Source organism: Campylobacter concisus, from assembly GCF_050447485.1.
In the GTDB taxonomy this organism is placed as follows: Bacteria; Campylobacterota; Campylobacteria; order Campylobacterales; family Campylobacteraceae; genus Campylobacter_A; species Campylobacter_A concisus_BQ.
Genome location: NZ_JALMFY010000001.1, coordinates 143,512 through 162,751, shown reverse-complemented (window position 1 = coordinate 162,751; position 19,240 = coordinate 143,512). Strand labels below are relative to the sequence as shown.

General features: G+C 40.0%; 16 protein-coding genes. 2 read left to right on the top strand and 14 right to left on the bottom strand.

Annotation, left to right across the window (positions count from 1 at the left end; all coding sequences use genetic code 11):
- Window positions 1-304: 304 nt before the first annotated feature.
- The 13 genes from epsC to yajC all read right to left on the bottom strand — a co-directional run bounded on the left by epsC (window position 305) and on the right by yajC (window position 15,157).
- Window positions 305-856: a serine O-acetyltransferase EpsC gene (gene epsC, locus MTT29_RS00840; protein ID WP_429799475.1), complete on the bottom strand. Its 552-nt coding sequence runs from the start codon at window positions 854-856 to the stop codon at window positions 305-307.
- Window positions 857-860: 4 nt separating this feature from the next.
- On the bottom strand, window positions 861-1,766 hold the full coding sequence (cysK, locus tag MTT29_RS00835; RefSeq protein WP_429799474.1) for a cysteine synthase A: 906 nt from the start codon (window positions 1,764-1,766) through the stop codon (window positions 861-863).
- Between the two features lie 93 nt (window positions 1,767-1,859).
- Window positions 1,860-2,528 carry an endonuclease III domain-containing protein gene (locus tag MTT29_RS00830; protein ID WP_429799473.1) on the bottom strand — a complete coding sequence of 223 codons (669 nt, stop codon included), beginning with the start codon at window positions 2,526-2,528 and terminating at the stop codon, window positions 1,860-1,862.
- Window positions 2,525-3,289: an ATP-binding protein gene (locus MTT29_RS00825; protein WP_021085579.1), complete on the bottom strand. Its 765-nt coding sequence runs from the start codon at window positions 3,287-3,289 to the stop codon at window positions 2,525-2,527. The genes MTT29_RS00830 and MTT29_RS00825 overlap by 4 nt, the downstream gene beginning before the upstream one ends.
- Entirely contained in the window at window positions 3,286-6,231 is a 2,946-nt protein-coding gene (mfd, locus tag MTT29_RS00820) for a transcription-repair coupling factor (RefSeq protein WP_429799472.1), read from the bottom strand. Before mfd ends, MTT29_RS00825 begins: the two co-directional genes overlap by 4 nt.
- Window positions 6,212-7,414: a Mur ligase family protein gene (locus MTT29_RS00815; RefSeq protein WP_429799471.1), complete on the bottom strand. Its 1,203-nt coding sequence runs from the start codon at window positions 7,412-7,414 to the stop codon at window positions 6,212-6,214. Before MTT29_RS00815 ends, mfd begins: the two co-directional genes overlap by 20 nt.
- Window positions 7,411-8,985, bottom strand: coding sequence for a diguanylate cyclase (locus MTT29_RS00810; RefSeq protein WP_429799470.1), 1,575 nt, complete (start codon window positions 8,983-8,985; stop codon window positions 7,411-7,413). Before MTT29_RS00810 ends, MTT29_RS00815 begins: the two co-directional genes overlap by 4 nt.
- Window positions 8,966-9,505, bottom strand: coding sequence for an LPS assembly lipoprotein LptE (lptE, locus tag MTT29_RS00805; protein ID WP_087580875.1), 540 nt, complete (start codon window positions 9,503-9,505; stop codon window positions 8,966-8,968). The genes MTT29_RS00810 and lptE overlap by 20 nt, the downstream gene beginning before the upstream one ends.
- A gap of 3 nt (window positions 9,506-9,508) precedes the next feature.
- A complete protein-coding gene (gene leuS / locus MTT29_RS00800; RefSeq protein ID WP_429799469.1) occupies window positions 9,509-11,974 on the bottom strand; it encodes a leucine--tRNA ligase in 2,466 nt (821 codons plus the stop codon).
- Between the two features lie 8 nt (window positions 11,975-11,982).
- Window positions 11,983-12,321, bottom strand: coding sequence for a DUF6394 family protein (locus tag MTT29_RS00795; RefSeq protein ID WP_002942000.1), 339 nt, complete (start codon window positions 12,319-12,321; stop codon window positions 11,983-11,985).
- Between the two features lie 9 nt (window positions 12,322-12,330).
- Entirely contained in the window at window positions 12,331-13,302 is a 972-nt protein-coding gene (secF, locus tag MTT29_RS00790; protein ID WP_429799468.1) for a protein translocase subunit SecF, read from the bottom strand.
- A 2-nt stretch (window positions 13,303-13,304) separates the two neighbouring features.
- Window positions 13,305-14,885: a protein translocase subunit SecD gene (secD, locus tag MTT29_RS00785; protein ID WP_429799467.1), complete on the bottom strand. Its 1,581-nt coding sequence runs from the start codon at window positions 14,883-14,885 to the stop codon at window positions 13,305-13,307.
- Window positions 14,885-15,157, bottom strand: coding sequence for a preprotein translocase subunit YajC (yajC, locus tag MTT29_RS00780; RefSeq protein WP_002941849.1), 273 nt, complete (start codon window positions 15,155-15,157; stop codon window positions 14,885-14,887). Before yajC ends, secD begins: the two co-directional genes overlap by 1 nt.
- On the opposite strand from yajC, the gene MTT29_RS00775 reads away from it, so the two are divergent.
- Window positions 15,133-16,425, top strand: a complete 1,293-nt coding sequence (locus MTT29_RS00775) for an apolipoprotein N-acyltransferase (RefSeq protein ID WP_429799466.1) — start codon at window positions 15,133-15,135, stop codon at window positions 16,423-16,425. The two genes, yajC and MTT29_RS00775, sit on opposite strands and share 25 nt — an antisense overlap.
- A gap of 42 nt (window positions 16,426-16,467) precedes the next feature.
- Here the strand turns inward: MTT29_RS00775 and metK are convergent, their stop codons facing one another.
- Window positions 16,468-17,673, bottom strand: coding sequence for a methionine adenosyltransferase (gene metK / locus MTT29_RS00770; protein ID WP_429799465.1), 1,206 nt, complete (start codon window positions 17,671-17,673; stop codon window positions 16,468-16,470).
- Between the two features lie 138 nt (window positions 17,674-17,811).
- Here metK and sstT point away from each other — a divergent pair, with 138 nt between their 5' ends.
- On the top strand, window positions 17,812-19,179 hold the full coding sequence (gene sstT / locus MTT29_RS00765) for a serine/threonine transporter SstT (RefSeq protein ID WP_429799464.1): 1,368 nt from the start codon (window positions 17,812-17,814) through the stop codon (window positions 19,177-19,179).
- Window positions 19,180-19,240: the final 61 nt, after the last annotated feature.

Genomic DNA, 19,240 nt, shown 5'->3' with positions numbered 1-19,240 from the left:
TTTGGCATTTGGTATATAAAATCACAATATATATCTTCTTTTATCGGCACTCTTTTTTCATAAGCGTAGGCTATGCCATCAATAAAAGGTTGCGTTAAGCGTATCAGCTATATTTCTTTGGTTAAATTTTACGTAAGATTTTTGATATAACTTTCGCCTGATAAATTTTGTTATCAAATTTACTAAAATGACAAATATTATAATAGGCAGCGCAAAGCTAAAAAACGCTGGCAGCATAGTGGATAGTAAATTTGCCGTATCAAAAATTTGCATTTTTATGGTGTAGTGAGAGTAAATTTAAATTTTAAATGATAAATTCTGGTTCAAATTTTGTCCCATTTACCCTGACAACCCTTGCAGGTATGCCAACTACGGTTGCGTTTGCTGGGACGTTTTTTAGCACGACTGAGTTTGCGCCGATCTTAGCATTTTCGCCGATCGTTATAGCACCAAGTATCTTTGAGCCAGCGGCGATAGTCACGCCATTTTTAATGGTCGGATGGCGCTTGCCACACTCTTTGCCAGTGCCACCAAGTGTGACTTGATGATACATCATCACATCATCACCGACCTCGGCCGTCTCGCCGATAACCACGCCCATGCCGTGATCTATGAAAAATCTCCTACCGATCTTGGCCCCTGGGTGGATCTCGATGCCTGTTAGAAATCTTGCTATTTGCGAGATGAGTCTAGCTAGAAAAAACCACTTTTTTTCATATAAAAAATGTGAAATTTTATGAAACAAAACCGCATGGATGCCAGGAGTGTTTATAAGTATCGCCAAAAAGCAACAACTATGCACCGATGGGTCTTTTTCACGGATGGTTTGAACTAGCTCTTTTAGACTCTCCCACATAATTTTACGCTCCGTAAAGCTCTGTACTTAGGTATCTCTCGCCGTTATCTGGAGCTATGAAAAGCACTTTTTTGCCAGCGCCAAGTCTTTTAGCCACTCTTTTTGCAGCCACGTAAGAAGCGCCGCCGCTTATGCCTATCATCAAACCATCGCTCTTTGCGATCGCTCTAGCTGCGTTTAGTGCGTCATCGTTGCTTACTTTTTCTACTTCGCTAACTAGGCTCATATCCATTGTATTTGGTAAAAATCCAGCTCCGATGCCTTGAATTTTATGTGGTCCTGGGTTGCCGCCACTTAAAACCGGTGATGCCTCAGGCTCTACTGCGATGATCTTAGTGTCATAGCCTTTTTCTTTTAGAACCTTTGCCACGCCGCTTATCGTGCCACCTGTGCCAACGCCTGCTACAAAGGCATCAAGCTTGCTAAAATCAGCCGCGATCTCAGCAGCTGTTGTTAGCTCGTGAGCTTGTGGGTTGTACTTGTTTTCAAACTGGCTTAGCATTACGTGATTTGGCTGAGAAGCTAGCTCAGTAGCTTTTGCGATCGCTGCTTTCATACCACCAGCTGCAGGAGTTAGCTCAAGATGAGCACCATAAGCTGCAACGATCTTGCGTCTTTCGATACTCATACTCTCAGGCATGCAAAGGATCACTTTAAAGCCAAGTGCAGCACCGCACATAGCTACGCCGATACCTGTATTGCCGCTTGTTGGCTCAACGATAGTGTCGCCATGTTTTAGCGTGCCATCAGCTAGCATTTTAGTGATCATATTAAACGCGATCCTATCTTTTACAGAGCCGCCTGGGTTAAAAAACTCTAATTTTACGTAAATTTCAGCCTCGTTGGCACCTGTTTTAACCTTTACGATAGGTGTATTACCGATCGTTTTTACGATGTTATCGTAGATCATCACTCCTCCTAAAATAAATTTCTCGTAAATTTAGCATAGAATTTAAAATAAAACATAAAAAGTCCTAATTTGCGCTAAATTTAAAATAAAAATTTAGTTTTTAATGCTATCAAGCACCTCTTGTCCGCTCTGGCTTAAAATTTTGCCTTTGAAATTCTCTTTGCAAAACTCCAAAATAAGCGCATGATAGAGCTTTAAAACCTCAGTTTCGTCAAATTTCTCGCTATCAAGAAATTTGTAAATTTCATCATAATCAAGCGAGCTAAACCACTCAGCCGCCTCGTCGTAGCTCTCAAAAATGTAGTCAAAATATGCCATTATCCTAAGCGCATAAGCATCAACGACCATGTAAGGCTTGCCGCAAGCATAAGCAAGTATCGCGTCGCAAGTCTCAGCGCCAACGCCTTTTACGCTTATGAGCCACTCACGGCTAGCGTTTTCTTTAAAGTTTTCAAAGTCACCAAATTCATTTTTTATAGCTAGGCAAAGCGTCTTTAGCCGTTTTGCCTTTGTGTTGTAAAAGCCACTTGGCTTTATGAGTGTGGCAAGCTCGCTATTTTCAAGCGCGCAAATGCCCTGCAGGCTATCTTTGCTGGCTTTTTTTAGATTATCTAGCGCTTTTTCAACATTTTTCCAGTTGGTATTTTGCACCAAAATAGCTCCTAAAACAACCTCAAAAGTGCCCTCGCCTGGCCATTTTAGCTCGTCAAAATTTCTCTTTTTGTGATTTAGCAGAGCCAAAAACAGATCAGTTGATCTCATTTTAAATTTTCTTTAAAAGTTAGATAAAACTGCTTTGCCGTCCTGCCACTTCTGCTGGCTCTTAGCGTGGCGAAATTTTTAGCAAGCGTATGAAGCTCCTCTTTGTCGCCAGTGTAGTCTTTAAAGTAAAAATCAACCATTTTTAAGTACTCGTCATAGTTGCCTTGATAAAAGCTGATCCAAAGACCAAAGCGGTCTGAGAGAGAAATTTTCTCCTGAGCTGCGTCGCTATAGTGGATTTCTCCGTCTATTAGCTCTGAGTTTTCATTTTCGCTTTTAAACTCGCTTATTAGATGTCTGCGGTTTGATGTGGCGTATAAAAGGACGTTTTTTGGTGGTTTTTGGATAGAGCCATCCATGATAGGTTTTAGAAATTTATACTCATTACTGCCATTTTCAAAGCTTAGATCATCGCAGAAAATGATAAATTTAAACTCGCTCTTTCTGATCTCGTCGATGATGTCGCCAAGGTATTTTAGGTCCTCGCAGCCAATCTCAATGATGCGAAGTCCCTCTTTATAAAATTTAGTAAAAACAGCCCTTACAAGGCTTGACTTGCCACATCCTCTCTCACCCCAAAGAAGCACGTGATTTGCCTCGTCACCCGCTATAAAATTTCTAGTATTTTTTAGCAAAATTTCTTTTTGTTTCTCTAGTCCATAAAGTGAGTCGATATCGACAAAATCGATATCCTCAACTGGCTTTAGCATCCCTTTTGTGCTCTTATAAATCGCTGCGTACTTTACTCCCCAATCTATCATTTCTTATCCTTTCTTAGATAGACCAAAATTTCAGCTAAAACATCGTCATCGTCCTTGCTACGTGACTTTAGCCTGATCTTCTCGTCATCATTTTTTGTTATTAGTATATTTTGCTCGCTATTTGAGATAGTCTTTATGCCAGCTTTTAGAGCTAAAATTTTGATGATGATAAGGTCTAAAAACTGCTTTGTAAATGTATCTATCTTGCCAAATCTATCCTCAAGCTCGCTTTGTATCTCATAGACCTCGCTAACCTCTTTACACTTGCTAAGACGCCTGTAAATTTCAAGTCTTAGCCTATCTTCTCTTATAAATTCTTGATTTAAAAAGGCACTCACACTAAGCTTTAGATCGATCTTATCAAGCTTTGCGGAGTCTTGATTAAGAAGCTTGTTTATCTCATCTTCTAGCATCTTTAGATATAGCGAGTAGCCGATAGCCTCGATGTGACCGCTTTGCGCCTCGCCGATGATGTTGCCACCACCTCTTATCTCAAGGTCGTGATAGGCTAGCACTGAGCCAGCGCCCAAAAATGAGTTGCCTTCAAGTGCCACAAGGCGTTTTAGAGCGTCTTTACTAATGGCCTCTTTATCCTCAACCAAAAAATAGCAATAAGCCTGCTTATCGCTTCTGCCCACGCGACCACGCAGCTGGTGCAGGTCAGCCATGCCAAATTTATTAGCATTTTCTACGATTATGGTGTTTGCATTTGGCAAGTGGATGCCACTTTCAACGATGCTGGTGCAAAGTAGCAAGTCATACTCGCCCCGCTCAAATTTCATCATCTCGTCTTCAGCGACTTTTGCATTTATCTTTGAGTGAAGTATCAAAATTCTAAGCTTTGGCAAAATTTTTCTTAGCTCATTTGCCGTCTGCTCGATGTCTGCGATGTGGTTATGGATGTAAAAGGTCTGCCCACCGCGTCTTAGCTCACGCATGATCGCCTCTTTGACGACCTTTTCGTCCCACTCTCTCACGCTTGTCCTCACATCTAGCCTCGAGCTTGGCGGAGTGGCTAAAATGCTATATGTTTTTATCTTGCTAAGCGCCATATTTAGGCTTCTTGGTATCGGCGTGGCGCTCATGCTTAGGATGTGTGAGTGCTGAGAAATTTCTTTTAGCTGCTCTTTTTGCTTAACGCCAAATTTATGCTCCTCATCAACCACTATAAGCCCTAAATTTTCAGCCTTTACGCCAAGAAGCGCATGCGTACCCACGCAAACTATGGGCTCATTTTCTTTTAGCGCTTTTTGCAGGCTTGATTTTTCTTTGGCGCTTGAGAAGCGATCCAGCCTAAAGACCTTTATGCCAAATTTGCTAAATCTCTGGCTTAGCGTCTTGTAGTGCTGCGAGCTAAGAAGCGTCGTTGGCACGAAGAAAAATGCGCTAAAGCCTGATTTTATGCAGGTAAATATGGCATTCATCGCAACTTCGGTCTTGCCAAAGCCAACGTCGCCACTAAGCAGCCTATCCATCACCTTGCCGCTTTTTAGCTCATCTTTTATATCATTTACCGCTTTTTGCTGATCATTCGTGTATGAAAATCCAGCGTCTTGGACGAAATTTAGATAAGAGATATCCTCTTTTTGTAAAATTTTACCAGCGATTAGCTCCCTTTTTGCCGCCATCGCCACGATCTTTGAGGCGATCGCGAAGAGTTTTTCTCTAACTTTTTCTTTTATCTTGGCAAAATTTGCCTTGCCTAAGCGATCAAGCACCGCCATAGAGCCATTTTGAGCGATATAGCGATCTATCAAATTTAGATGCTCAACCGGCAAAAGAAGCTTGTCGTCATTTTGGTAGGCGATAACCACAAATTCCTTCGTCGCGCCCAAAACCTTGATCTTTTCAAGCCCTAAAAATCTGCCTATACCATAATCTTCATGCACGACGTAGTCATTTACTTTTAGCTCGTCCACCACGAGGCTTGAGCGCTTAACTCGCCTTTTTTTCTCAAATTTATTTAGAGAGACTACGATCTTGTCATTTGAGGTTAAATTTACAACAAGGGGCGAAATTTCAAGCTTTACGTTGGCAAAGCCATCAAGCTCATAGCCCTTAAAAAGCCCCTCGTTTCTTGAAAGAACGGTTATACTTTTGCTCTTATTTAGCTCAAAAAAGTCCAAATTTAAAGTGACTTCTAGGTCTTTATAGACCTTTGGCTCAGGCAAAATTTCTATGCCCTTAAATTTATCTTCAGGCGCATCATAAATTTCAAAATCGATCTTTTTAACAAGCTTTGAGTTAAAATTTTTTAAATAGTCGCTAAAGCTATCTATCGCCCAAAATCCAAGCGAATTTAGATCGCTCACCAAAGCATCGCTTTGCATATCCTCGATCTTTTGGCTCACTTTTTCAAACTCATCTTTGCTCAAATTTGCTATAAACGGCACGATCTCGGCTTCGCTTAGCTCATTTTTGTTGCTAATTTGCGTGGCGGTGTTGTAGTTTCTGATACTCTCCACCTCATCGCCAAAGAGTAAAATTCTAACAGGATCGTCCATATTTACGCCGTAAATGTCGATCACTTCGCCGCGTATGCTAAACTCGCCAACGCTCTCAACGATATCGACGCACTCGTAGCCAAATCGTATGAGCAAGTCGGCAAATTCGCTTAAATTTAGATTATCTTTTAGCTTGATCGTTGAGCTCTCTAAGTTTTTTTGCGTTGGAAGTGGGTTTAAAAGCGTACTAAATGGGCTTATGATGATCTTTTTGCCATCAAATTTATAGTATTTGCTAAGAACGGATGAAATTTCAAAGAGCTCTTCGTTAAAGCTTCTTAGATCATCGCCCTTTTTAGCTCTAAAATCAGGTAGTTTAAATGCGCCAAAGCCAGCAAAACTGGCCGCATCAGCGCAGAGTGCCGCCTCTTTGTCATCTTCGCAGATGAGAATTTGTGGGGCGTGTGTTAAAAGATACTCATAGACCTTTGCTTGCATAGTACTCTTTTAAAAAGGCTTCAGCCAGGTGAAACGAGCCAAATGCTAGGTAAATTTTGCCGTTTTTTGCCTCTTTTATATCGTTCATATCGCTTGGCTCAAACTCTCTATGCGAAATTTCAAGCTCATTTAAAGCCTTATTTATAAGCTCTCCACCAAGCTCCCTGCCCTCGCAGTGGTAGTGATAAAGTAGCACGTCCTCAATGGCTGGCTTAAGAGCTGCTAAAACTGCCTTGAAATCTTTATCTAAAAACGAGTTATAAATTAGTGTTAGCTTCTTACCGCCAAACTCTTTTTGGCTAAATTTCTTAGCCACAGCCTTAGCGCCAAGCTCATTGTGGCCGACATCAACGTATAAATTTGAAGCGATCTTTTCACATCTGCCGCGAAGCGATAAAGCGCCAAGCTTTTTGATATCTATGCTACTATCTAAAATTTTAGCCGCGGCGTAGGCTAGAGTTAAATTTGAGCGCAAAAACTCTGGAAGATTAAATTTATCTGCATAGTTTGCAATCTCACTTAAATTCTCTTTGGTCAAAATTTCTCTTGGAAAGCTCAGAGTTGCGCCTTTTTCACTTGCGATCTCTTTTGCGATAGCCACACTTATCTCGTTCATCTCATCATTTAAAATAGCTCTTTTGCCCATAGCTTCAAATTTCGTGCGTGAAATTTCTTCTATGCTATTTCCCAGTATCGCCGTGTGATCAAAGCCGATCGGAGTAAAGATGCTTAGCTCTTTTTCAAAGACATTTGTCGCATCCAGCACGCCGCCCATGCCAGCCTCGCAGACAAAGTAGTCACAACCCTCAAAAAGAACTGCAGAAAGCAGCGTCATATACTCAAAATAGCTCGTTTTTATCTTGTACTCATCACTCAAAAGAGCTTGCAAACGCTCATGAGCTACCTCTAAAATTTCATCGCTAGCGACCTCGCCATTTAGCCAAAATCGCTCGTTAAATTTAAATATATGTGGGCTCGTGTAGTGGCCTACTTTTGCGCCGTTTTGGCTTAAAATTTGCGCTAAAAAGCGGCCCGTGCTACCTTTGCCATTTGTGCCGATGATGTGGATTATCTTAAAAGGCTTTAGATGGCCTTTGATCGTATCATAAGCCCTTATGATCCTACCATAGTCGATCTCTTTGTAGTAAAGTGGCTTGCCATCAAGAAATTTTGCTAGGCTCATTTTTCCTCGATTATCTTTGGCATGACTTGGTTTCTGCCGCCCTCTTTTGAAAGATAGAGCATCTTATCAGCGCCCTCAAGCGTCATCGTGTCGCTTAAATTTGCACTTCTTGTAGCCACACCAGAGCTAATGGTAACTTTGATGCGCTCGTTTTTATAGATAAATTTAAAATTTTCTATCATACTTCTTAGCTTATCGCCAAATCTAACTCCATCTTTTAGGCTCGTGCTTGGTAGCAAAATGACAAATTCCTCGCCACCATATCTACCGACAAAATCAACCTTTCTAGCATTTTTCTTAAGCACCTGAGCCACTGCAGAAAGGATCACGTCACCAGCTTCGTGTCCATATGTGTCATTTATCTTTTTAAAGAAGTCAATATCAACAAAGCAGATAGAATAGTCCGTGCCGTAGCGCTTATATGCCTCTTCGATACGCTGCATCTCAGTCATCAATGCACGCTTTGTAGCAACTTTTGTTAAAAAGTCCTCTTTGCTTTCAAGCTTAGCAGCCTCCAGCTCTTTTTCTAGGCTAATAACCCTGTTTTGAAGCTCAGAAATAGTCGCTTGCTTGCTATTCATCTCAAGACCAAGCTCCTTACTCTCGATCTCCAAGGCACCTGCGATCTCGATAAGCATACTCTTTACATGATCAATGCTATTTGCATTTAAATTTACATTTTTAAGATCATTTTTGATGCTTTGCACCTTAGCTGAGCTACTTTGAGAGCTAGCTGCGATGTCTGAAATCCTCTCGCCTATGCTTTGCAAGATGTTGTTTAATGAGCCAACCTTTTCGATGATCTCGGTTCTATCTTCTTCGATCCTGCGATCAACAAAACCTTTTATCTTATCTTGAAATTCTTTGCTATTTAGGCTTTGTGGATTTTGCTTCAAAACGCTTCTAATGCTGCTGAGCTCTTCGCCAAGCTCCTTTGTGATAGAAGGCTCAAGGGCAAAATTTAAAAGCTCCACTAGAGCGTTTTCTTCGCCGCTCTCATTTTTTTGAGATAAGAATTTCTCAAGCTCAGCGCTCATAGTCTTTAGATCGTCAAAGTCTCTCACGCCGTAATATTTCAAAAAGTCCAAAAATTCAGTATCGTAAGAGCTTACAAAGTCAAACCATTTAAGACACATATCTTCAAGATTTTTCTCATCATATCTTCTAGCAAGTAGCTGCATGCCCTGTTCCGCTAGAGCTTTTGCGTCTTTGTTATGAAGCATAGAGATGGCTTGAAGGATTCTTCTTGCAAAGGCGTTTAGTGACTTTAACTTTTTATCATCGACCACTTGGGTTGCGCCATTTTTAGCACCATGAGAGAGCCTAGCGGTCATAAAAGCTACAAACTCATCAACCGTTTTTATATGAAGACTTATAGCTTGCGCCTTGTAGTCATCAGCGAGCCTTGAGATATATTTTTCTATCTTTTTGCTCTCTTCGGTTGTAAAGCCATATTTTTTAGAAATTTCATTATAAACTTCGGTGTAGTTTTCTGGCGTTAGCATCAAATGGCGATCTTTTATCTCGCTCAAGGCCTCCTTGACTATTTGACTAACGGTTACTGCTGCCATTTTTGTATCCTTTTACAGCTAAATTTGCGATGTACTCATCAAAAGCCTCTTTTGAAGCCTCTTTTATGGCTTCATATTTTTGAGTATCGCTAATAACACTATCTGCGTATCTTACGCTCTTTTGACGTCTTGCCACACTAAAATCATACTCGCCAGTAGCAGGTATATCTATGACACGACCATCTTTAAATTTGGTTTTATAGTTTAGAGTTAAAAGAGCTTTATAAGATGTGATATAGCCATATTCATCATAGATGATTGCCTCATAATTTAAGCTTTTCACCGAAACTATTATCGAAGTATCAGCGCTATCTTTGCTTGATAGTGATTTATGTAGCCTTGCAACCATGCCCTCTTTTACGGCGTCTTTTATCCAGACACTATTTTTTGGCTCTTCTTTGCTGATAATAACATCAACATAAACTCTATCTCCAACCAAATCCTGCGAGATCTTTGAAACTGGTTTATAGCCACATCCGCATATAAATATCGCAATAAAAAACGCTAAAAAATATCTCAAAATTTATCCTTTAATGACAAAATTTACCAATTTGCCTTTTATATAAATCTCTTTTAAAATTTCTTTTCCTTCAAGCCATTTAGCCACGTTTTGCTTAGCTTGTTTTAAAATTTCACTCTCACTCTCGCTTGCTGCTACTTCAAACTCGGCTCTTTTCTTGCCATTTACTGTAACTGCAAGAGCGATGCTATCTTTTACAAAGACCTCTTCTTTTACAGCTATCTTTGTGAAATTTTTTCTACAAAAAAGTTCTTCGCTAAGCTCGTTTGCGATGTGTGGCACGATTGGTTCTAGTAAATTTAAGATAATGAAAAAACCCTCAGCATTTACGTCTTCATTATCCTGCGCATTTATGGCGTTTAGCGCCTCCATACAAGCAGCTATTAAAGTATTAAAAGCAAATGTATCACCAAAGACCTCGGTTGATTTTTTAAGTGCTTCATAAATTTTTAGCCTTGCAAATTTCTCATCTTTGCTTAAATTTTCGTGATTTATAGTTGGGATTTTATCCATCTTTTTGATGGTTTGTGCCTTTTCCCAAAGCCTATTTAAAAACCTAAATGCGCCCTCGACTGCACTATCATTCCACTCTAGCTCTTTTTGAGGAGGAGCAGCAAATAGAATAAAAAGCCTTGCCGTATCGGCGCCATATTTGTTAATAATATCATCAGGGTCTACGACGTTGCCCTTGCTTTTACTCATCTTTTTGCCATCTTTTAAGACCATGCCTTGAGTTAGCAAATTTTCAAATGGCTCATCATCTCTTAGATAGCCAAGATCTCTTAAGACCTTTTGAAAAAATCTAGCATATAAAAGGTGCAAGATCGCATGCTCGATACCGCCGATATACTGATCTACATTCATCCAATAATTCACGCTCTTTTCATCAAGCGCTTTTTGCTCCCACGTCTTCTCATTGCTTGCAAATCTAGCAAAATACCAGCTACTCTCCACGAATGTATCCATCGTATCACTCTCTCTGATCGCGTCTTGGCCGCATTTTGGACACTTTGTAAATTTCCAAGTTGGGTGTTTATCAAGTGGATTGCCCTCGCCTGTGATTTCGACATCTTCTGGTAGCGCGATAGGTAAATTTTCCTCTTTTTCAGGCACTACGCCGCAGCATTTGCAGTGCACAACTGGTATTGGCGCGCCCCAGTATCTTTGGCGAGAAATTCCCCAGTCTCTTAGTTTGTAGTTTGTGATCCTTTTACCAAGACCATCTTTTTCAAATTTCTCTATTATAAAGCTTTTGGCATCCTCTGAGCTAAGGCCGTTTATCAGCTCAGAATTTATAGCAACTCCGTATTCTGAATACGCCTTAGAGTCGTCACTCTCACCCTCAAGTGGCTTTACGACTGGTTTTATAGGTAGATTAAATTTACTTGCAAACTCGAAGTCTCTTTGATCGTGAGCAGGAACAGCCATGATAGCGCCACTACCGTAGTCAGCTAGGATGAAATTTGCAACCCAAACTGGGACCTTTTCATTTGTGAGTGGATGAACGACGTAAATTCCTAAAAATTCTCCATCTTTATCGCTTGCTTGACGCTCTCTTGGGCTTTGATTAAGTATTGCTTTTATCTTTGCCTTTTTATTTTCATCAAATTTATCACTTTCAAGAAGCGCTTTTACGATAGGATGCTCTGGCGCAAGGGCTGTGTAGCTAACGCCATAAATCGTATCAGGTCTTGTAGTAAATACCTCAAAGCCATCAAATTTACCGCCCAAAGTCTCTTTTGATGCCTCATCAAGGCTAAATTTAAACTCCAAGCCATAGCTTCTACCGATCCAGTTTTCTTGCATCGTGATGACTTGATTTGGCCATTTGCCCTCAAGAAGCTTTAGGTCATCAAGTAGCTCGCTAGCGTATTTTGTGATGTTAAAGTAATATCCTGGAAGCTCTTTTTGCACCACATCATTACCGCATCTCCAGCATTTGCCGTCTTCAACCTGCTCGTTTGCAAGCACGGTTTGATCGTATTCACACCAGTTTACGATGGCATTTTTTCTATAAACAAGCCCTTTTTCAAACATCTTTATAAAAAAGCTTTGCTCCCACTTTGTGTAAAGTGGGTCAGATGTGGCTAAAATTCTCTTTTTAGAAAACGAAAAGCCAAGGCTAGCAAGCTCTTTTTTCATATAGTCGATGTTTTCATAAGTCCAAATTTTAGGGTGAATTTTATGTTTTATGGCTGCGTTTTCAGCTGGCATACCAAAGCTATCAAATCCGATAGGATGAAGCACGTTGTAGCCGCTTTTTCTATATGATCTAGCCAGCGCATCGCCGATAGAGTAGTTTCTCACATGCCCCATATGTATGCGACCGCTTGGATATGGAAACATGCTTAAGATGTATTTTTTTGGCAAGCTTAAGTCGTCTTTTGGCTCAAATTCCTCATTTTTATCCCAAATTTCTTGCCATTTTTTTTCTATCTTTAAAGGCTCATATTTTCTCTTTTCAGCCATTTTTTCTCCTAAAATTCTTCTTGTGATTTGCTTGATTCTATTAATACCAAGGCTAGTGAAAATATATTTGCAATGACTGCGCCAATAGCTAATGAATAGCTAAGCGTTGCATTTTCAGATACTTGCAAAATAACAAAAGCTGGTATAAGGTGCAAATCAGCAACCAGCGAGCTAGCAAAAAGCTCAGCTGATAGTAAATTTTTAACGCCAATCTTAAGTAGCGTAGAAACTAAATTTATACTAGCTGCCACAAAAAGGGCGATCTCGTTTTTATCATATAAAAACTCCGCCGTAGTCGTAAGACTCATCAACGCAAAAAATATGTAGATAACTTTTCCCCAGTTCATTATCCCTCCTTACACAACGCCTTTTTCAAACATAGCACGCTCTTTATCACGCTCTTTTTTGATCCTTTGCTTTTCAGCCTCTCTAGCCCTAAAATGCTCGATGCTAAATTTAAACCAGATAAGAAATGGTGATGAGATGTAGATCGAGCTGATCGTTCCTATAACTATACCAACGATAAGAATAAATGAAAATCCATGTATCATATCTCCGCCAAACAAAAATAGCACAACAACAGTCATCATCGTAGTGGCTGAAGTTAGGATAGTTCTTGAAAGTGTGGCTGAGACTGACTCGTTGATAACGCCCTCGATATCGGTTCTCTTACTCTCTTTTATGCCTTCTCTGATCCTGTCAAAAATGATGATCGTATCATTTAACGAGTAGCCAAGCACTGTTAATACAGCTGCTAGCGTGTCCAAATTTACATCTATATCAAATAGCGAAATAGCACCAACAGTTATAACTATATCGTGAATTTCAGTTGCGATCGCAGCTAGCGCAAATCTCCACTCAAATCTAAATGTAATATAAAGAAGCACGCCAATTAGTGAAATTCCAAGGGCCATTAGGCCTTTTTCTCTAAGCTCGTCACCAACCTTTGGACCAACGATATCGACACGTCTTACTTCAAAATTTCCAGTATCTTTTAAAATTTGCTTTATCTCAGTGCCGATGTCACCAGTTAAATTTGAACTTGATCCTGAAAACCTAATAACAGCTTCATCTTCACTTCCAAACTCAGTAACAGAGGCGTTTTTAAGCACTTCATTTGTGCCAAAAGCGTCGCGAATTTTATCAAGTGGCGCTTTGGTGTCGTATTTTAGCTGGATAAGCGTACCACCAGAAAAATCGATGCCGTAGTTTAGACCCTTTGTTGCAAGCAAAAAGATCGAGCCAACAAATAAAAATATAGAAAGTGCCAATGAAGCAAATCTAAACCGCATAAAATCATAAACTTTTGCCTTAGTAAAAATTTGCATCTCTAGCTCCTTTTATAACCAAACCAAAGTCTGGTATTTCCGCTTTTTTCTATCTTATCCATAACCGCATCAAACATGCCATGTGTGCCTAAAATGGCCGTTAGCATCGAAGCCATGATACCTATCGCCATTGTCACAGCAAAGCCCTTAACTGGACCAGTGCCATAAGCATAAAGCACAGCAACTGTGATGATAGTAGTCAAGTTTGAGTCGATGATCGCACTCATAGCGTGCTCATATCCCTTTTGAACAGCTGTTCTTATTGCCACGCCTTCACGCAAAAGCTCGCGGATACGCTCATTTATGATGACGTTTGCATCAACAGCCATACCGATAGTTAGCACGATACCAGCCATACCTGGTAGAGTAAGCGTCGCTCCAAAAAGCGCCATAACAGCGACTAATATAACGACGTCTGCAACTAGCGCGATATTTGCAAAAACGCCTGAAATTCCGTAATAAACTAGCATAAATAGCACGACTAAAATAGATCCAGCAGCAAGAGCAACCATGCTTTGATTGATACTCTCTTGGCCTAAAGATGGGCCAACGCTTCTTTTTTCTAGCATCTTCACAGGTGCTAAAAGTGCGCCACTTCTAAGTGCGATCGCTACGTCGTGAGCTTCATCAAGGGTAAAACCACCGCTGATCTGGCCACTGCCGCCACCTATTCTTTCGTTTATAACTGGAGCTGAATAGACCTTGCCGTCAAGCACGATAGCAAGCCTTTTACCCACATTTGCACCAGTAAAATCACCAAAAATTCTAGCGCCTTCTGAATTTAGTGTAAAATTTATGATCGGTAGGTTGTTTTGCTGAGAAAATGCGACCTTTGCATCAGTTAGCATCGAGCCATCAAGCACTGGGATATTTTTAACGACATATTTTACGCGGTCATTTTTAGCATCTTTAAAGATCACGTCACCATAGCTTTCAGCCTCGGCCTCACTCATGGTATTAGCCTGATCTTGTCTTTTATCATCAACTGCCATAAGCTGCAAGTGAGCAGCCTTTGCGATAAGATCTCTCGCTCTTTGCTCGTCTTCTTCAGTCTTTATGCCAGGAAGCTCGACTAGGATATTATCTTTGCCTTGTCTAGCGACTGTTGGCTCAGCTAGACCAAACTGATCAAGCCTGTTTCTAATGGTCTCAACAGCTTGCGAGATCGCATACTCGATCGTATCAAGCCTCTCTTGCTCTGTAAGAGTGATGTGATAGTTTAGACCATCTTTTTTGATATTAAGCCCTTTTATCTCAGCAAGCGCTTTATCAACCTTTGGAGCCTCGTCACTATCAAGTAGCGCAAAATCAACACTATCTTCTTTTATCTTAAATTTATCAATGAGCACATCTTCTTTTTTGGCATAATAATTTATGCTTCCAGCGATTGACTTGATCTTAGAGTGGATGGCTTCGTTAGTTTCAACACCAAGAAGCATATGAAGACCACCTTGAAGGTCAAGTCCTAGCGAAATTTTAGCTCCGCTTTGGGTCTGAAAGAAAGATGGCACCGAAAAGCCAAAACCAAAAACTATGGCTAATATTAATATAATCAGCCTATATGTAACTCTTGCGTTACGCATTATTTATCTTCGATCTTTTTAGCTACAAACTCGCGTGCTATACGAACGATTACATCATCGTTAAGTTTAACTTTGATAAAATCATTTTCGGCTTTAATCACTTCGCATATAAGTCCGCCATTAGTTACTATCTTATCGCCTTTGTCAAGAGCTGCAAGCATTGCTGCGTGGGCTTTTTGTTGTTTTTGTTGAGGTCTGATAACCAAAAAGTAAAATATGGCGAAAAGCACAACAAGAGGTAGTAATGATGTTAAAAAATCAGCGTTTTGCATGGATTTCCTTATTTGTAAGATTTTTAAACGGACATTTTAGCACTAAAATTATAATAAAAGCCTTTGTCGGTGCTTTTTTGCTTTCTAATTTCATTTTTTTAGCTATGGCTGAAAATCAAATTTTAAATTTCATCTCACCTTTTCTTACGCTAGCTGGAATTTATGTCATCATAAATTTAAGCAGAGCTGGCTTTTTTGCGGCTGGCTTTTTCACTGGAATTTTGTGGTTTTACTGGATTGGCTTTAGTTTTATCTACTATGAGCTTGTCTGGCTTATCCCATTTGTCATCCTCTTTGTAGCCCTTGTTTATGGGCTTTTGTTTTGGATAGCCTCTTTTCCAAGCTTTGTGACACTAAGAGCCGTTTTACTATTTTTAATAAGCTATGTGCACCCATTTGGCTTTAACTGGTTTAACCTTGAAGCCACGCTTGTTTTAGGCGCTTTTGAGCCAAGCACGAGAGGTCTTATATTTATTTTTTTAGCAGCTATTTTTTTGAGTTTAAAAGGCAAAATTTTAAAATTTATCCTAGCTTTTATCTGCCTGATCGCCGCTTTGCAGTTTAAAAGTAACGAGGCAAAGACTCTGCCATTTGAGGTAGAACTAGTAAATACTAATGTCGCTCAAAGAGTGCGCTGGGATAAAAGCTTACGCATGAAATTTACAAATGAAAATTTAGACATGATAAATAGCGCCATCGCCGAGCAAAAACACCTCATTGTGCTGCCTGAGAGTGCGTTTCCATTATTTATGACAAATGAGCCGCTACTTGTTGATGAGCTAAAAGAGCTTTCAAAGCAGATAACTATCGTAGCTGGCGCGCTTGCTTATGAAAATAAGCAAATTTATAACTCTGCATTTTTGTTTCAAGATGGCGCCCTTAGACGAATGGATAAGAAATTTTTAGTGCCATTTGGAGAAGAAATTCCTTTGCCAAAATTTATGCAAGATGCGGTAAATAAGCTATTTTTTGGCGGAGCTAGTGACTTTAAAAAGGCTGAAAATTTTAGTGACTACGAGATAGACGGGGTTAAAATCAGAAACGCTATCTGCTACGAAGCAACAAGAGAGGAGCTTTATAAGGGCGAATTTGACGCAGTCGTGGCCATCACAAACAACGGCTGGTTTGTGCCAAGTAGCGAACCTGTGCTTCAAAGAGTGCTTATAAAACACCTTGCTACAAAGTATAATAAAGCAGTCTATCACAGCGTAAATGGCTCAAAAAGTGAGATCATAAAGCCTAAAAAAGCGTTTTGGGATGAGTTTTAAAAGAAATTTAAAGTGGCTTTTAGATAAAGCCACTTTTTTTGATTATTTTTTTAGTAAAGCCTTAAAAGTATCGACTGCGTCAAGCTTCTCCCAAGGGTATTTTGCATTTCCCACTTGGCCTTTTGCAGCTACTTTTGCATATAAAAATGTATCTTTGCTTGGTTTATCAAGGCCAAATTTATTTGTTATCCAGCGAGGCGTTAGAGAAAAATGCTCGCTTACAAAATTTGAAAGCATATCGTCATTTACGCCATTTGCGTGAGTTCCCATAGTATCAACGCTAACTGAAGTTGGCTTTGCAACACCTATTGCATAGCTTATCTGGACGATACATTTTTTAGCAAGGCCAGCAGCGACTATGTTTTTAGCTATCCAGCGCGCTGCGTAAAGTCCGCTGCGATCAACCTTTGTGTAGTCCTTACTTGACTGAGCGCCGCCACCTATTGGGCTATATCCGCCAAAGCTATCGACGATTAGTTTTCTGCCCGTTAGACCACTATCGTGAAGTGAGCTGTGATTTACATATCTACCTGTTGGATTTATATAGATGATCGTTTTTTCTTTATTATATAGCTCTTTTGGAAGGCCAGTTTCGTCTATTAAATTTTGTATTAATGCGCGAAGCTCTTCTATCTTCATGCTCTCCACGCAAGGAGCAGAAACGACGATAGTGTGGATACTTTGAGGTTTGCAGTTTTCAAAGTTATCTTTACTGCCATAATCAATCGTAACTTGTGTTTTTATATCAACACCAAGTTTATCAGGGTTTGCTTTGGCAAATTTATAGACTTTTTCACAAAGCATTCTTGCATAAGTTATAGCTGCTGGCATAAATTCTTTTGCTTCGCAGCTCGCAAAGCCAAACATGATGCCTTGATCACCTGCTCCGATCTCGCCGTCACTTTGATCAACGCCTTGATTTATATCTGGGCTTTGTTGATTTAGGCAGACTTTGACCTCGATATCATCTGGGTGCAAGCACTGCTCTTTTGTAAAGTTGCTCTTTCCGTCATATCCAATATGCGCAAGAGCATCTTTTACGATCTTTTCGTAGTCTTTATAAGAGAGTTTTACCTTTGAGTTTATCTCTCCGCCTATTATTATATTTTTTCCAGCGACAAAAACTTCGCTTGCGACGCGTCCATTTGGATCTTGCGTTAAGATAGTATCAACAATGCTATCAGCGATAATATCAGCGCATTTATCTGGATGACCTGGACTTACAACTTCAGAAGTAAATAGATACATTTTAGTCCTTTTCCTTGGTTAAATTTTCGTGCAATTGTAACAAATCTATATAAAAAGCCAATTAATCTTTTTAAATTTCTTTATATTTAAAAATCATTTAGCTAGAATCAACAAAAAACTAATTTATTAAGGTGTCAAATGAATATGTTTAAAAACATTGCAAGAAGATACGCCGACGGAAATTTGATCGTTCAAATTTTAGTTGGTATCATCCTAGGTGCCCTAGTTGGCTTTTACACACATTATCAGGCAGCCCCTTACAACCAAATCTCAGCTAAAATTCAAACCATCCAAAAAGATAGTGGCTTAAGCGTAGATGAAGTTATAAAAACTCGTCTTAGCCAAGATGAAGCAAAACAGCTTAATGAAGCTAAAGAAAAGGCTAGTTCGGCTGATTCTATCGCTGCTTCGGCTTCAGTTTTAGGAGATTTGTTTAAAGGCGCTCTAAAAGCGATCGCACCTATTCTTGTATTTGTTTTAGTTGCAACCTCTATCATTTTAAAAGATTTTGGTCATACAAAAGGCATGCAAAAGATCATCACACTCTATCTTATAGGTACCTTTTTAGCAGCTGTTGTGGCAGTCATTGCAAGCTTTTTATTTCCTATCGAGATACCGCTAAAAGGTCTGCAAAGTGCTGATATGTCTGCCCCACAAGGCATCACAAACGTATTAAAAGATCTTATTTATAAAATGGTTGAAAACCCGATAACCGCCCTAGCAAATGGCAACTACATAGGCATCATCACATGGGCGATAGGTGGCGGCATCGCTATGAGATATGCTACACCTGAGACCAAAAAGGTATTTAAAGATATAAGCGACGGCGTAACTCATATCGTTAAATTTATCATTAGGCTTGCTCCATTTGGCATCTTTGGTATGGTTGCTATTAGCATTCATGACACTGGATTTGGGACACTTGCAGGATATCTCAAACTGATCTTGGTTCTTGTTGGAGCGATGCTTGTAGTGGCATTTATCGTCTATCCAGCGATGGTTTTTGCACTAACTAGGAAAAATCCTTATCCACTTGTGATGATCTGCTTAAAAGAGAGCGCGATCTCAGCGTTTTTTACAAGAAGCTCGGCTGCAAACATCCCTGTAAATATGGCGCTTTGCAAAAAGCTAGGACTAAAAGAGGAGCTCTACTCGATCTCTATCCCACTAGGAGCCACCATAAACATGGGCGGTGCGGCAGTTACCATTAGCATCCTAGCGCTTACTGCGGTAAATTCTATCCCATCTATCACGGTTACATTTGGCGATGCACTACTTCTATGCTTCATCTCAGCCCTTGGCGCATGCGGTGCTTCAGGCGTGGCTGGCGGATCACTACTTCTAGTGCCATTAGCGTGCGGACTTTTTGGCATCGGCAATGACATCGCTATGCAGTTTGTCACAGTTGGCTTTACGATAGGCGTCATCCAAGACTCAGTTGAAACTGCACTAAATAGCTCATCAGACGTGCTTTTTACAGCCGTAGCCTCAGAGACTTCAAACTAACCTTCATAAAATTTCAGCTAAATTTTGGCTGAAATTTTACTTTTATCCATTTTTTTGTAAA

Bases quoted from the DNA above. Each gene is read 5' to 3' on its own strand.
- mfd (WP_429799472.1), bottom strand. From the start codon at position 6,231: ATGCAAGCAAAGGTCTATGAGTATCTTTTAACACACGCCCCACAAATT.
- epsC (WP_429799475.1), bottom strand. From the start codon at position 856: ATGTGGGAGAGTCTAAAAGAGCTAGTTCAAACCATCCGTGAAAAAGAC.
- MTT29_RS00830 (WP_429799473.1), bottom strand. From the start codon at position 2,528: ATGAGATCAACTGATCTGTTTTTGGCTCTGCTAAATCACAAAAAGAGA.
- sstT (WP_429799464.1), top strand. From the start codon at position 17,812: ATGAATATGTTTAAAAACATTGCAAGAAGATACGCCGACGGAAATTTG.
- MTT29_RS00795 (WP_002942000.1), bottom strand. From the start codon at position 12,321: ATGAACTGGGGAAAAGTTATCTACATATTTTTTGCGTTGATGAGTCTT.
- MTT29_RS00775 (WP_429799466.1), top strand. From the start codon at position 15,133: ATGTTAAAAAATCAGCGTTTTGCATGGATTTCCTTATTTGTAAGATTT.
- secF (WP_429799468.1), bottom strand. From the start codon at position 13,302: ATGCAAATTTTTACTAAGGCAAAAGTTTATGATTTTATGCGGTTTAGA.
- MTT29_RS00810 (WP_429799470.1), bottom strand. From the start codon at position 8,985: ATGGCAGCAGTAACCGTTAGTCAAATAGTCAAGGAGGCCTTGAGCGAG.
- metK (WP_429799465.1), bottom strand. From the start codon at position 17,673: ATGTATCTATTTACTTCTGAAGTTGTAAGTCCAGGTCATCCAGATAAA.
- secD (WP_429799467.1), bottom strand. From the start codon at position 14,885: ATGCGTAACGCAAGAGTTACATATAGGCTGATTATATTAATATTAGCC.
- cysK (WP_429799474.1), bottom strand. From the start codon at position 1,766: ATGATCTACGATAACATCGTAAAAACGATCGGTAATACACCTATCGTA.
- leuS (WP_429799469.1), bottom strand. From the start codon at position 11,974: ATGGCTGAAAAGAGAAAATATGAGCCTTTAAAGATAGAAAAAAAATGG.
- MTT29_RS00825 (WP_021085579.1), bottom strand. From the start codon at position 3,289: ATGATAGATTGGGGAGTAAAGTACGCAGCGATTTATAAGAGCACAAAA.
- yajC (WP_002941849.1), bottom strand. From the start codon at position 15,157: ATGCAAAACGCTGATTTTTTAACATCATTACTACCTCTTGTTGTGCTT.
- MTT29_RS00815 (WP_429799471.1), bottom strand. From the start codon at position 7,414: ATGAGCCTAGCAAAATTTCTTGATGGCAAGCCACTTTACTACAAAGAG.